This is a genomic window from Paenibacillus sp. EKM10P (genome assembly GCF_011800655.1).
Taxonomy (GTDB): Bacteria; Bacillota; Bacilli; order Paenibacillales; family Paenibacillaceae; genus Paenibacillus; species Paenibacillus polymyxa.
Genome location: NZ_JAALET010000008.1, coordinates 50,905 through 65,827, shown reverse-complemented (window position 1 = coordinate 65,827; position 14,923 = coordinate 50,905). Strand labels below are relative to the sequence as shown.

Sequence of the window (14,923 nt, the reverse complement as noted above, 5' to 3'; positions counted from 1 at the left end):
ATAGATTATTATATGAATTACTAAAAAGCCACTCGACCCCTACAAAGGATTGAGTGGCTTTTTTTATTAGATCAACTGCTTGATTCTGTATCCGCTGTTTGTGAAGCCCTGATCGAAGCATACATAGGGTCACCTTCTTCTATCATTTCACTGTTGAGTGTATGAACAACATCCCTTTGATCAGTTGGATCAAAAGCCTGGTCTGCCCGGTGCGAATCTCCCGGTTGGAAACGATCAAACAAGGTATCAATGGGCATCACGATTAGTTTCGGTATCATGACCTCTTTTTTTTCATTCAATTGTTCTGAACCCGAAGGATGGATAATACGAAATAACAGCTTTAAATATACAGTAGATACATGCTTAAACAGTCCTTGGGGAAGCTCTCGAACTTGAAAGCCTAATTTTTCAGGTCCTCGATGAATCATACTTACTGCATAGATCGCCTTTACACCCTTCATACCAGAATCATGTACAACCCGTTGAGTAAGATCAGGCAGTTGCCTTTTCACAACTCGAATCAATTGAATCGCTAGATGTACCAAGGACTTTGCCGACGATCCCAATTGAAACAACATTTTATTGTCAAAATGAAGCTCAATTATAGGATCCCCTTTTTCCAGCAACCTACCATTCTCCATGTTAATATTGGGTCCATGATAGATACGGCGACGATAATAAAAGATCGTGTTATCCTTGCTAACAGGACGAAGGCGGAACAAGGCGTGAAAAAGGCGCTCGTATTGTAGCCATCCGAATACCATCGTTCTTTTCATCCAATCTGTACTGGACAAGCAGGAGACAGTGGAATGATAGCCAGATTGACGGCAAAACAATGTATCCACGCGGACGCTGCGTAATTGCCGTTCCTGGGCGACCCTCAATAGCTTCTCTAGCGCAATGAGCATATTCTGTGGCGCTTCTGCGTCTGCCCCCAATGTCGTACCACAGTCATGGAGCAGCATCACCTCGCCACCCCTCAGCTTTTTGAGCATTCTTTCTGCTAATTGTTTCGCTCCAATGCTGGCCTTCCAGTCACCAAACATAGAGGACCATAATACGATTCGACGACCATTGTTTTTGGAAATATCAAAAAAGTTCACAATCCCCCAAGGTGGACGATAAAAGGTCGTTCCTTCGCCAGTTACTCGACGAATGACTGACTCTGTCTGGGCAATTTGTCTTCTAACAGTAACAGGCCGCATAAGCCAATTCGATTTGTGCACATAATTGTGAATACCGATCAGATGACCTTCATCATGCATGCGCTTCAGAAGCTCAGGGTGTTTTTCGGCATTCAACCCTACAACAAAAAAAGTAGCCTTGGCATCAAAACGCTTGAGTAAATCGAGCAACTGTGGTGTATAGACTGGATCAGGACCATCATCAAAGGTTAGCGCATATTCTTGGTCACTTTTGCCACGTCTAAACACCCGGAAACCAAATATACGACTCACCAGCGCCGGAATAAAAGCATAAAAAGTTGAAATGTAAAACATCCATAACAGCAAAGTCTGCACGTTTTATCCCCACTTTTCTATTCTGAACTTCCAAGCAGGCCTCCTGAAGAAAACTCACTTACTTATATGTTATCACAATGATGTAAGCATGCCGAGATTTTGCCATTGCTACTGGTCAGCATTGAGATTCAATTTAGTGTACAATAAATAAAAATCTTAAAGGAGTCGTTGTATACATATGCTTCCATTGTACAAAAAATATTGGCGTACGGTTTTTGATATCGGTCTGATCGTATTAACCGTGTATTTAATTATGTTCGTATCCAGCAAACTGTACCAGCTAGCCGCACCTGTGTTCCTTTCATTCGTCGTGTTTTGGTGCATTGAACCTGCTGCCCGTTATTTTCATCGCAAAGGCATGAAAAAGCCTTTTGCCTCCGCACTCTCCGTATTGCTGTTTATCATCTTATTAATGGCTATTTTTTTCGGATTGGGCCTGATCCTGGTTACTCAATTTACAAAAGTCGCGCAAAACCTCCCACATTATACCCAGATTATCCAAACGGAATTCACGCGGATTCTTCATCTTTCTCAAGATAAAATTGCTGCCTTGCCTCCGGGTGTTACCGAACGTGTAAATGATTATTTTGCGACTGCTACCACCATTGCTACGAAATGGGCACAGCTAGGGTTATCTTTTTTCATTCAATTTCTCAGCTCTTTCACTGTTTTTATGGGCAACTTTGCGGTTGCCATCATTTTAGCGTTCTTTTTGAGTATGGAAATTAATCTCTGGAAAGGAATTGCCCGCAGTAAAACACCGAAGACACTAAAAACGGCGTACCTTTTTCTAAAAAATCATGTACTTAAAGCCATTTCCGCCTTTCTCAAGGCTCAAGCCTTACTGGTAGGAATTACCTTTGTGCTCGTATTTATAGGTTTACTCATTTTGCAAGTAGATAATGCCCTATCGTTGGCGCTCGTAGCAGCTTTGTTTGATATTCTGCCGTTGTTGGGTGTGCCTGTTATCTTTATTCCGTGGGCAGTGTATTTGTTCATCACGGGGAATACCGGCTTGGCCGTAGGCTTGCTTATTGTCATGGCTGTCACCGTGATTGTGCGCCAGTTGGCGGAGCCCAAAATTACTGGTAATTCCATCGGCGTCTCATCTGCCTATCTAATGCTTTCCTTTGCCATTATATCGTTATCCATCTTCGGATTGGCCGGATTAATCCTATCCCCCATTCTGATCATTTTGCTCAAGGAATTGTGGCAGCAAGGTTATTTGCAGCAATGGATTCGGTTTCCGACTGAGGAATTTGACGAACCTCCTTTTATCGTCAAAATTCAGGAGGAAGAGCGTGAAGCTACTCGCAGGACTCAAGAGGATTGAGCTAGCAGATCCATGACTTGGCCGAACAGTGCTGTGGCCTGATTTGCAGCATGCGTTGAAGCATTTTGCACAAGAACGGCAACCGCATAACGTGGCCGCTCTATCGGACCGTAACCAATAAACCACTGGTGATTTATGGGGCGACCGTTTTTTAAAGCTTGGGCCGTACCCGATTTACCGGCCAGCTTCCAGATTTTGTTACGCAAGGAGGCACCTGTACCGTGTGTCACAACTTGTTCCATTGCTTCACGAAGCGTATGAGCTGTGGATGTGCGAATCGAGCGGCTGCCTTGGGGTAAAGGAGCAGCGTGAGCAGGTAGCTCCAGCAAGGTGCTTCCGTCTGCGTAGCTGACGCGTTTTACGATGCGCGGTGCATGTACTTGACCATCGTGCAGCAAGGTGACGATGAGGTTAGCTGCTTGGAGAGGCGTCACCAGCACATCACGCTGGCCGATAGCTGTCTGCACACGTACGCCTGGATCAGATGCATTCGTATGGGAGCCGAATACGGCTCCCTTTTCTTCGTGATCCAGCGGTCTGAATTGAGCTAGCCCTGCCAGATCCCGGTCCTGCCAGCCCACGGTTCGACTCAATCCTAGTGCAGAGGCTGCGGCCTGAATTTGCTCAGCGTTAAGCCGTTCGCCGAGATGGGCGAACACACTATTACAGGATACGGCAAGCCCTTCCTCCAGGTTCAGGGTTCCGTGTCCTTCTTTTTTCCAGCATGACAAGCCGTACTTGCCATAGGCTCCATGACAATGAAATTGCTCCTGCGGTTGAACCACACCTGATTCAAGTGCAGCCGCAGCCGTAACCAACTTAAAAATTGAACCAGGCGTTACTGCTTTGAGAGCACGATTAGACCAGTCTGTTTTCTGCTGCGGATCAACATGAGCGGGATTATAAAAAGGACGAGACACCATCGCCATAACATCCGCGTTACCTGCATCAAGCACAACGACTGCTCCTTCTGCCAAGTGGTTAGATTCTGTCAGCTTCTCAATCTGTTCCTGCAACGGGAGATCAATTGTAGTCTGCACCTGTAATGGATAGTGACTATTGGATGGAGCACTGACACGAAGCGGGGCATGAGTCAATGGACGACGTTGAGCATCTACAAACCGAGAGACGAATGTCTCACCAACGCCGCTTAGCAGCGGCTCTAGCGTTCTTTCCAGGCCAGCTGCCCCCATCGGCAGTTCACTTGCTCGTTCACCACGTTCATACATAAAACCAAGCCATTGTCTGCCATTGGGCAAGTCCCTATAACGTTGCGCATACGGTACAAGCTCTATGAGCGAAGGGGCTAACTTCAGAAGTCTGCCCGCTTCATTCGGATGGATTTGTACAGGCTCTCCACGTCCATCCCTCCATATGAGCGGAGATTGCAGTCCCTTCCATTGCGTCAACAGTTGCCCTTTACTCGTATGCAATAACTTGGCCAGTTCCTGTCCATGCGAAGCTGCTCGGCCATCTACATCGGGAAAAAGCACTGGCGTCCATACGACTCCTCCAGTCAAGGGCTGCCCGTGTCGGTCCGTAAACTGTCCACGCCCAGTATCAATAGCGATTCCTTCCTGTCGCTGACGTACAGACATTTCTTTAAGCGAATGCCCCCCATACAATGACAAATGAATGCCTGCTGTTCCCTGAATCCAAGCCAGTCGGAAACATAAAATCAGTAGCGATACCATGATCCCCAGGGCTATATATGCAATTCGACGTTGACGAATGAAACTGCTATGACGCCTAGACACATTCATCCTTCTTTCATCATTTTTCCAGTAGTATGTCCGGTGATGGAAAAAGAAAACCCACTCAACATGTAATGTTGAATGGGTTACCAAATTTATTGGATATCTAGTGATGAATATGGGCTCCAACCTAATATTTCATCTAACGAATAATAGACCGTTATAAAAATAGTAATGGCTAGAACCACCCAGGCCCACTTTGTGTTTGTATTCATAATCTGCTTTCCTTCTCAAGAGATTTCCCTGATAACCTTGATTTTACAACACCTACACTGTAAACCTTGAAAGCTGTTCTTTCAAATTCACTGAAACTCCTTCCAGCTTATCAGACAAGCCTACCAGCTGATTACCGATATTGGCCTGCTCATTACTGAGAGAAGCGACTTCCTGCGAAGTAGCAGAGGATTGCTCGGCTACCGCACTAACATTGGTCATTGCCTCAGACAAAGTAGTCTGCGATTCACTCAGATGATGAATGGAGGCGGTGACTGTTCCCAACCGAAGCGCGAACTCGCCCATTTGCTGCTGCACCGATTGGAAAATGTCCGTCGTTTCTCGTACGGCTCCCATCTGCTCTCGGAACAGCGGGTACACTTCAGATAACGCCTGTACCGTTTCATTCATCTCATTGACGATATTATTCGTAATACCTGTAGCTGTACGAATGGCTTGACGTGATTGTTCTGCCAACTGACGGACCTCATTTGCAACCACCATAAAACCACGCCCGGCTGTCCCTGCTCGTGCCGCTTCTATCGTCGCATTCAGGGATAGAATGTTCGTTTGTTTAGCAATATCCTGCAATACGTCCAGCACCTTAAAGACATCGGAAGTTGTCTTCTTCAGTTCATCTACTTTGCCTACCAAAGCATGCGTAGTTTCTTCCGTAACCTTAGTCTTGCTCAATAGATTTTTCAGCTGAATTGTCCCTTTTTCACTGGACTGTTCAACTTCTTGTGCGACCAGACTCATTTCATAATTAGAAGTCATAACCGTATCCATTTGCTGGGATATATTCCCCGTTAATCCGCTACCACGTTCCGCCTCTGTTGCTAAACTGGTGGCACCATGAGCAATCTCTTCCGTCGCAGCTGCAATTTCTTTGGCTGAAACGGCTGTCTTCTTCGAGGCATCACTCAGTTCCGTCGCTGTATTCAGTACCTCCTGTGCTGATGCATTCGTCTGTTCTACCAGCAGTGTAATTTGCTCCATCATTGTATCAAAGCTAGCGGACAACTGCCCAATTTCATCCTGAGCCTTATAGTTCGTTCGGATTTGCAAGTTGCCTTTGGCGCCTTCAATCATTAAATCCTTCAGGTGTGTCAGTGGACGAGCCACGAGGCGCACGATCCACAGGCCGATGAACAATGCAATGAGTGCAGCCACCGCAGCAAATACCCATGTCGTAGTTAGAATCCCCTTAGCGTCCCTCACCAGCTCAGATACAGGTACTACACCCACGAGAATCCATTTGGAAGTTCCCAGTGTATTATGAACTGTAAGCACACTTTGCTCTTTGCCATCTGCTACCTGCTCCATAATTTGATTTCCTTCGATCCCTTCAAGCTTGGAAACGTAATCCAGCTTTGTCTTTCCCCCGGCCAAGCTCTCATTGTTAGAACCTACAAACTCCCCCTTGTCTGTCACAAGGCTAATCATACTGCCTGAGCCCAAATTAACACCTTTCAACTCGTCCTCCACCGCACTGGCCTTTAAATCCATAACCAGAACATAAGTCCCTCCCAACCCGGACATGCTGTTCATGGATCGTGCCAGACGAAAGGTCTTGCTGCCATTGTCATTCACCTGCGTAGGTAGCCAAACCATTCCCTTGTTTTTCAAAATATCCTTAAACCATGCTTCCTGCCGTACATCCTTTTGTGTTCCGGTACCCATTGCAGCTAAACTGGTTTCTTCCGGGTACAAATACAATGAATCAATCGCTTTATTTGTAAAAGCAATATTGGTTAATTTCTTGTTTACTTCTCCCATAGCAACAAAAGATGCAAAGGGATTTTTATCTTGCTTTACAGCCTTTTGCAACTGATCACTTAATTCAGTATCGAAAAATACCTGTGTCGATGTGTCTTGAAAGCGCTCTAAAATAATATCAAGCTTTTCCGAAGTTTGCTGAACCGTTTGCTGATACGCTGTAGCTGCATTTTGCTCAATCGTGCTTTTAGCTCTGTAGTACGAGAGCATTCCCAAGCTGACCACAAATAACATAATGGCCGCAAAAAAGATCAGAAACAACTTCATCCCAACCGAACGGATCGGATTATAGTTTTTGACTAAATGCATAAAATCCTTACTGTATCTTTCAGGCTTAAGTAAACGCTTTAAATTGTTTGTGCATTTACGTAAGACCTCAGCTACCCAGGGAGTACCCTTCGAAGACATCACAACCGTCTCCTCCCCTTTATCCGTTGTTACTTTACTTCCTTTTAAACCTTTCATTTGATCCTTTTTCTTGGGTTGCCTTTTTGCTGTATTCCCCTCTTTTTTCCGAAAACCCATTCCTCTCACCTACCACTATATAATTAGTTTCTTGTTCCACGTCATCCATTATGTATCTATTATCTATATAGTCTCTATCGGAACTATTCGACAAGGAATGTAGCTTTCCTTTGAGTACCCACTAAATTTTGTGAAACTTTTTTCCTAGAAAACTATTCAAAAAAAAGCCTCTCCAACCGATAGGAGAGGCTTTTGAATCTTTTAACTTGTGACTTAAGACTTATTTACTTCTTTTTACGCATCATATCAAAATATGATACAGGCTGATCTACCTTCATTTTGATTCGTTGAAGCGGATGACGTGCAGCATCTAATTCGTTGCCTTCCTCATCCCAGATCGTTCCGACCGTTTGCTTGAAAAATGTTCCGTTCGGACCGAAAAATTCAATTTCATGACCTGGTTTAAAATGGTTGCGTTGTTGAATCGTTGCGATGCCACTTGCAGCATCGTAGTCCATGACCAGTCCGGCAAAATCATAAGGGACCGCTTTTTCTTCCGGCTCATAAATATGATCCTCATGATCCGGTGTATCATAGAAAAATCCTGTATTTAACGGACGATTGGCTGCCTTGTTAATTTCTTCAATCCATTCTGGTTTGAGTACATAATTTTCCGGATCAGCCATATAGGAATCAATCGCTTGCCGGTAGACATTCACGACCGTAGCCACATAGTGGATGGACTTCATACGTCCCTCCACTTTAAAGCTGTCTACACCCACATCAATCAGATCAGGAATATTTTCAATCATACACAGATCCTTGGAACCCATAGAAAAAGCATTATCGCTCTCTTCAAACAATGGAAGCTGGTTAACGCCAAGCTGGAACTGTTTTAGTACATTGTTGTCCTGTGCCTCTTCCTCAGATATCCAAACCTCACCTGGACGGGCATCCTCAAACAAATCATATTTCCAGCGGCAAGACTGACAACATCCTCCACGATTAGAATCTCGGTCTGTAAAATGATTGGATAACACACAGCGACCGGAAAATGAAGAGCACATTGCACCGTGGACAAAAGCTTCGATTTCGATGTCCACATGCTTTTTAATTTCTTCGATTTCCTCCAAGCTGGTTTCACGTCCAAGTACCACACGCGGCAGTCCCTCGTCTTTCCAGAACTTTACCGCTTGCCAATTCAGCGTGGACTGCTGTGTGCTCAAATGCACTTCCAATCCGGGAACTGCCCGCAATGCCACGGATACAATAGCCGGATCAGCGACGATAACAGCATGAATTCCTACTTCATACAGATTGCGCAAGTATTCCTCAATTCCGGCAATATCTTCATTGTGAGCATAGATATTAGTCGCCACAAGCACCTTAGCACCGTACTTGTTGGCGAATTCCACACCTTCACGCATTTCTTCAAAACTGAAATTATCGGCGTTAGAACGCAGACCGTATTTTTGCCCACCTATATATACAGCATCCGCGCCATAGTGAACGGCAAACTTCAGCTTTTCTAGATTTCCGGCAGGAGCCAACAACTCCGGCTTAGCCAAACGATTTCGTTTACCTGTATATTTTCTCGTTTTGGTGATCGTTCCCATGACGTTCCCCCCTCTGTAAATTCATTTTGTAATTAATAAACCTGCTCTTTGTAGAAAAATCCGAAGGAAAGTTCCCGTTCAGGGTCTTGAAGGCGGCGAACCTCATCCAGCCAGCTTTCATCATAAACATAAGCATCCGGGTCGGCTGTATAACTGTCTATAGCTTTACGGTAAGCACGGACAACTGCCTCATTGTAAGCGGTAGGTTTCAACAAGCCCTCGATCTTAAAGCTGTGCACGCCCGCCTCCATCAGAATATGCAGATCCTCCATGATACAAAAATCATCCGAACTCATAATATGTGTCCCGTTGATATCTTCGTAAATGGGGAACTTCTCTTCCTTCCGCTCTGCTTCAATCAGAAACAAGCCACGCCCTCTACCGAGATCACCTTCTACCGTGCGACCTTGGTGCAGCATATAGCTTTGAACAAGCTTACGCTTGGAGTGATAAATATTGGTCATTCCATGTACCTGAACCTGTGCTTCTATGTTCAACTTTGGAATCATTTCCGTAATTTCATCCATACTGAGCTCACGAGCCAAGATGACACGTGACGCCCCTTTTTCACCCCAGTAGTTGGCGGTTGCGAAGTTGGTAGAAATCATCTCTCCGTTCCAGAAGAGTTTCAGATGAGGGGCATATTCCTTCACAGCCATGAGCACTGCTGGATCATTAAACTCAATGGCGTCTACGCCGCATCCAGCTATGGTCTGCACATATTCGGGAAGAAGTGGCAATAGCTCATTCGTCATCAAATTCGTCATAGATACATATACCTGCGCCGCATGCTTCCTTGCCTCTTCCACAACCTCACGGATTTGGTCCGGGGTAAAATGTCCTGGCAGTCGCATGCCAAAGCGGTCATCTCCAATCAGCAATGCAGTTGCTCCAGCCTCCAGCATATGGCGGGCATCCTCCGGAGAGCTGGCAGTTGCCAGCAGTTCGGGTTTGTAAGCCATAGGCTCACCTCCTAATTTGTCTTACGGTTACTTATCTGAATGTTATGCAAATGTTCTTTATACGTTTTGGCAAATAAATGTTTATGTGTCCCATCTTTTTTGGTCACATAAAATAAATAATCTGTAGATTTTGGCTGTAGAGCCGCCACTACTGATTTCAGACTGGGACTTGCAATCGGTCCTGGCGGAAGTCCCTGATGCATATACGTATTATAAGGACTTTCTACAGCCAAATCCTTGTAATACAGTCGTTCCTTTTGCTTGTCCAGCATATATTGAACTGTAGCATCAATTTCCAGCTTTTTATCCTGTTGAAGGCGGTTATAAATAACGCCAGCTACGATAGGCCGCTCATCGTCTACAACCACCTCGCGCTCTACCAGAGAAGCAACTGTCAGCAACTGATGCAGTGTTTCACCGCGTTGCTGCAACCCGGCATCCAGATCAGAAATGGTATCCAGACGTTTTTGCGTCTGCTCCAGCATCGTCTGAATGATATCCTTGGTTGTGCTTCCTTTTTTCAGTTCATAGGTTTCCGGGAAAAGATAGCCTTCCAGCGCATAGCGAAGCCCCGTCTGCTTTGGTATGTCCCGCACCAGCGCGACGTCAAAAGCGGACGGATCGTTGGCCAGCTGCAAAAATTGCTGCCGGTCCGCCAGTCCTTCCTTTTGCAGCTTATCAGCCATCTGTCTAATCGTAAAACCCTCCGGGATTGTAAAACGAATCATTTCCTCTTTGACTACATCCCCAGCCGATAGCTTGGCAATCAACTGATCAAAGGTTGCGCCAGGCTGCGCTTCATATTTTCCAGCCTGAAATGCGTTTCCTTGCTGTTTGAATTTTACATAAGCCTTAAACACAAGCGCATTACGTATAAGTCCCTTTTGCTTCAGCATATCTGCAATAGCCGATGTTCCCGTACCCCTTACCACCGTAAAAGCAACGGGTTGTGTTTTCGGCTGAACAGGCTGCATGGCATTCCATATATAGAGGAGTGCACCTCCTGCTATGCAAACAAGCAGGAGAAGCAACGTAAGCATCCTTGTCCTTCGCTTCACATCCACCCAACTCCTTCACAGCCAAAAAGGGCGGACTGGTCCGCCCTTTCAGGTTTGATCTCCTCGTTATCCAGACTTACAGCTCTTCCGGCAACGTACATTCGTCGTACAGCTCAGAAATATCTTCCCACTCATCATCATCTTCAATGGTGGTGATGGAGATTTCGCCGTCTGTGGATGAGCTTACATGATATAATTCATGTTCGCCAGCAGCAGCGCCAGGTCTACGCAATACGGCGTACCGTTGCTCACCTACCTTGAACTCTGCTTCCAACTCCATGCGTAACGCATGACCCTGTTCATCCTGCAACTCTATGTCACCATCAAAAGCTTCTTTCAAATCAGAGGTCCAGCTCAGGTCTTCACGTGAATAGCTCGTCATTTCCCGTCTTCCTCTTCTTCTTCCTCTACAAATGTATTAAAGGTCTCTTCGACGATTTCCCATTCGGCATCGTCTTGGATCACAAACAATTTAATATCATCGCCTTCTTCCTCGTAACGGAAGGCGTACACATCGGACTCATCAGCTTCAGGGTCCACTGGCGCAACCATCATGTACTTCGCTTCGGAACCATCTACCTCAAACTTCATAATGACCTCGAACTCTTCCTCGTTGCCCTCGTCATCGGCAATATAAATAATTTCCGGCTCTTCTTCCATACCCAATTGATTTTCAGCCATTACGAAATCCCCCTCACCTTGTACTGTGTGCGTCCAAATAATTTTGCAAGATCAGGCTTGCGGCCAGTTTATCTACCACCTGCTTGCGTTTTTTGCGGCTGACGTCGGCCTCCAGAAGCGCACGCTCTGCCGAACGCGTCGTCAGCCGTTCATCCCAAAGGTGAACGGGTAAACCCAGTAACTCCTTGAGCCGGTTCGCAAACTCAATGCAAATCTCACCGCGTGGACCCACGGTTCCGTTCATATTTTTCGGCAAGCCTACAACAACCTCACCAATTTCATGTTCACGAACCAAATTTGCAATTTTACCGAACTCGCTGTCGTCACCGCGTCGTTCTATGACTTCCAATCCTTGGGCGGTCCAGCCGAAGGCATCACTTACGGCGACCCCAATTCGGCGATCCCCGTAATCCAATCCCATTACTTTCATGCCTGTCTCCTAACGATGCTTAGCGAGATAGAAACGAACCAGCTCTTCAATCAATTCATCGCGTTCTTTTTTACGCACCAGGCTTCTAGCATTATTATGCCGTGGCACATAAGCCGGATCACCGGATAGCAAATACCCGACGATTTGATTGATCGGATTGTATTCTTTTTCTACCAACGCATCATATACGGTCAACAAAATCTCCTGAGCAGAAGCTTCCTTCTCATCCGCCTTGACATTAAATTTGACCGTTTTGTCCATGGAATCCATTGTTGACACCTCGCTTCCACAAAACATGTGTACATGTTTATGCCAGCTTATTCTTTTATATCATACCATAAGCAAAGCCCTTCAAGGAAATGTCTAAGTCCGTTTTTTTCCAAAAATCCGCAAAAATTATCGAACTTTATCCTTGTGAGGCTGCTGACACCAATTCATGTGCACGTTGAAGTGCTTCGTCCAGCTTGCTGGCATCCTTACCCCCGGCTTGCGCCATGTCAGGTCGTCCGCCGCCACCGCCGCCGCATACGGCCGCAATTTCTTTCACGAGCTTACCTGCATGAAGTCCTGCCTTGGTATGCTCAGCTGGGACAGCAACGACAAAATTAACTTTGTCGTCCATTGCAGCGCCTAGCACCAGCACAGCTGCAGGAAGCTTACTTTTCAGCTCATCAGCAATTGCACGCAGCGCATCCATGCTGGAGGCCTGCACGCGTGCAGCCAACAACTGCACTCCGCCAGCTTGCACAACCTGATCAGTCAGTTGACCCGCCTCAATAGCGCTCAGCTTGCTTTGCAGTGATTCATTTTCACGACTGAGGTCTTTGATCTGTTGCTGCAAAGATTCGATGCGTTTTGGCACCTCGGACAGCTTGGATTTAACCAGCCCAGCCGACACCTTCAACAGCTCTAATTGACCTTCCATGTACTCAAAACCAAAACGTCCGGTCACTGCTTCAATACGACGTACACCTGATCCGATGCCGCTCTCGCTAACAAGCTTGAACAAGCCAATTTGCGAAGTATTGCTGACATGACATCCTCCGCACAGTTCGATACTGTAATCGCCAACCTTAACGACCCGTACGATATCACCATATTTCTCACCAAACAGCGCCATCGCTCCAAGAGCCTTAGCTTCGTCAATCGGTTTCAGTTCAATAGTCACATCCAGTTGGCTCCAGATGGCACGGTTAACCCGCAGTTCAATATCTGCCAGCTCTTCTGGGGTAATGCTACCAAAATGGGAGAAGTCAAAACGCAGACGCCCAGGTTCTACCAAGGAACCCGCCTGATTGACATGGTCACCCAGCACTTCTTTAAGCGCTTTGTGAAGCAAATGTGTAGCCGTATGGTTTTTCTCGATTTCTCCACGTGAAGCTTGATCTACTTCAGCTTTTACCGTATCGCCTACGTTCAGCTCACCAGCCTCTACAACGACCTGATGCACATGCTGACCTTGCGGCGCCTTGAACAGCCCTTCAACCTTCGCGGTTACCGTTCCGCCACGCAGTAAGCCATGGTCACTGACTTGTCCGCCGCTTTCGGCATAAAAAGGAGTCACATCCAGCACGACCTGACAGGACTGCCCTTCACTAACACTCTCCACCAGCATATCATTATATACAATTGCCACAATTTTGGACTCAGTTATGAGGTCATTATATCCAACAAATTCACTTTTAACCGCCAGATCGGACAAAGCTCCGCCCTGAATCTTCATGCTGGCATTGTCTTGGTGAGCGTCACGCGCACGTTGACGCTGTTCCTGCATCGCTTCATCAAAACCTTCACGATCAACTTTCAAGCCCTGCTCGTCCGCATAATCCTCTGTGAGATCAAATGGGAACCCATACGTATCATACAGCTTGAAAGCATCTGCTCCGCTAATGACATTGCGGCCTTCGGCCTTTGCCTGAGCACTGATATCAGCCAAAATAGCTAGTCCGTCTGTCAATGTTTCATGGAAACGCTCTTCTTCTGTTTTAATCACCTTGATGATGAAATCACGCTTGTCCACGACTTCAGGGTAGTACACGCCCATGATGTCCCCAACGGTTTCCACCAGTTCAAACATAAATGGACGGTTCATGCCCAACATCTTTCCATAGCGAACAGCCCGGCGCAGCAAACGGCGAATGACGTAACCCCGTCCTTCGTTGGAAGGAAGTACACCGTCACCAATCGCGAAAGTCACGGTACGAACATGGTCAGCAATGACCTTGAGAGCCACATCACTGTCCACATTGTCGTTATATTTAACTCCTGCCATGGCAGCCGTTTTCTGGATTAGTGGCTGGAAGATATCCGTATCAAAATTGGAATCGACATTTTGCAAAATGGATGCAAAACGTTCCAAACCAGCTCCTGTATCTATATTTTTATTGGGAAGCGGCGTGTAGCTGCCATCTTTGTTATGGTTGAATTGTGAGAATACGAGGTTCCACACTTCCAGATAACGCTCATTTTCTCCCCCTGGATACATTTCAGGGTCTGTCATGTCGTTGCCGTAGGCTTCGCCACGATCATAAAAAATTTCCGTACAAGGTCCGCAAGGGCCTTCACCGATATCCCAGAAATTGTCTTCCAGTTTGATGATACGTTCAGCCGGAAGTCCAACTTTTTCATTCCACAGCTTATACGCTTCTTCATCCTCAGGATATACCGTTACAGCCAGACGTTCTGGATCAAAGCCAATCCATTTCGGGTCTGTCAGAAACTCCCATGCCCATGTGATGACTTCTTCCTTGAAATAGTCGCCAATAGAAAAGTTCCCAAGCATTTCGAAAAACGTATGATGACGACGCGTTTTACCGACATTTTCAATGTCGTTCGTACGAATACATTTTTGCGAATTGGCGATACGTGGATTTTCTGGTTTTACGCGTCCGTCAAAATAAGGCTTAAGCGGCGCCATACCCGCATTAATCCATAGCAGGGAAGGATCTTTGTGTGGAACAAGCGGTGCGCTTGGTTCAATCACATGTCCCTTACTTTCAAAAAACTCCAGCCATTTGGAGCGGATTTCACTAGCTTTCATATAAGTAGCCTCCTAATTATGGTGTCACTGGTTTCTGGCACAGGCCATAAAAAATAGAAAAACGCCCCTGAA

12 protein-coding genes are annotated in these 14,923 nt (G+C 46.1%); 1 reads left to right on the top strand and 11 read right to left on the bottom strand.

All coding sequences use genetic code 11. The features are described 5' to 3' along the window. Positions 1 to 71 precede the first annotated feature (71 nt). Complete coding sequence (locus tag HFE01_RS18085; RefSeq protein ID WP_019688307.1) at positions 72 to 1,520, bottom strand: polysaccharide deacetylase family protein; 1,449 nt, start codon at positions 1,518 to 1,520, stop codon at positions 72 to 74. 178 nt (positions 1,521 to 1,698) lie between these two features. Here HFE01_RS18085 and HFE01_RS18080 point away from each other — a divergent pair, with 178 nt between their 5' ends. Next, positions 1,699 to 2,853 carry an AI-2E family transporter gene (locus tag HFE01_RS18080; protein WP_016819077.1) on the top strand — a complete coding sequence of 385 codons (1,155 nt, stop codon included), beginning with the start codon at positions 1,699 to 1,701 and terminating at the stop codon, positions 2,851 to 2,853. Here the strand turns inward: HFE01_RS18080 and HFE01_RS18075 are convergent. The 10 genes from HFE01_RS18075 to alaS all read right to left on the bottom strand — a co-directional run bounded on the left by HFE01_RS18075 (position 2,841) and on the right by alaS (position 14,851). Continuing rightward, a complete protein-coding gene (locus HFE01_RS18075; protein WP_206704139.1) occupies positions 2,841 to 4,616 on the bottom strand; it encodes a peptidoglycan D,D-transpeptidase FtsI family protein in 1,776 nt (591 codons plus the stop codon). The genes HFE01_RS18080 and HFE01_RS18075 overlap by 13 nt on opposite strands. 258 nt (positions 4,617 to 4,874) lie before the next feature. Further along, positions 4,875 to 7,124, bottom strand: a complete 2,250-nt coding sequence (locus tag HFE01_RS18070) for a methyl-accepting chemotaxis protein (RefSeq protein WP_025676139.1) — start codon at positions 7,122 to 7,124, stop codon at positions 4,875 to 4,877. Between the two features lie 224 nt (positions 7,125 to 7,348). Continuing rightward, positions 7,349 to 8,680, bottom strand: a complete 1,332-nt coding sequence (locus HFE01_RS18065) for a peptidase U32 family protein (RefSeq protein WP_019688310.1) — start codon at positions 8,678 to 8,680, stop codon at positions 7,349 to 7,351. Positions 8,681 to 8,712: 32 nt separating this feature from the next. Further along, the gene (locus tag HFE01_RS18060; protein ID WP_016819081.1) at positions 8,713 to 9,642 is read right to left on the bottom strand and encodes a peptidase U32 family protein; all 930 of its coding nucleotides are present in this window, start codon (positions 9,640 to 9,642) and stop codon (positions 8,713 to 8,715) included. Positions 9,643 to 9,653: 11 nt separating this feature from the next. Further along, entirely contained in the window at positions 9,654 to 10,682 is a 1,029-nt protein-coding gene (gene mltG, locus HFE01_RS18055) for an endolytic transglycosylase MltG (RefSeq protein WP_019688311.1), read from the bottom strand. 94 nt (positions 10,683 to 10,776) lie between these two features. Next, positions 10,777 to 11,082 carry a DUF1292 domain-containing protein gene (locus HFE01_RS18050; protein ID WP_019688312.1) on the bottom strand — a complete coding sequence of 102 codons (306 nt, stop codon included), beginning with the start codon at positions 11,080 to 11,082 and terminating at the stop codon, positions 10,777 to 10,779. Beyond that, entirely contained in the window at positions 11,079 to 11,381 is a 303-nt protein-coding gene (locus HFE01_RS18045) for a DUF1292 domain-containing protein (RefSeq protein ID WP_013372606.1), read from the bottom strand. Before HFE01_RS18045 ends, HFE01_RS18050 begins: the two co-directional genes overlap by 4 nt. Before the next feature lie 13 nt (positions 11,382 to 11,394). Further along, complete coding sequence (gene ruvX, locus HFE01_RS18040; RefSeq protein WP_016819084.1) at positions 11,395 to 11,811, bottom strand: Holliday junction resolvase RuvX; 417 nt, start codon at positions 11,809 to 11,811, stop codon at positions 11,395 to 11,397. A gap of 9 nt (positions 11,812 to 11,820) precedes the next feature. Beyond that, entirely contained in the window at positions 11,821 to 12,081 is a 261-nt protein-coding gene (locus HFE01_RS18035) for an IreB family regulatory phosphoprotein (protein WP_007431624.1), read from the bottom strand. A gap of 136 nt (positions 12,082 to 12,217) precedes the next feature. Continuing rightward, a complete protein-coding gene (alaS, locus tag HFE01_RS18030; RefSeq protein WP_019688313.1) occupies positions 12,218 to 14,851 on the bottom strand; it encodes an alanine--tRNA ligase in 2,634 nt (877 codons plus the stop codon). Positions 14,852 to 14,923: the final 72 nt, after the last annotated feature.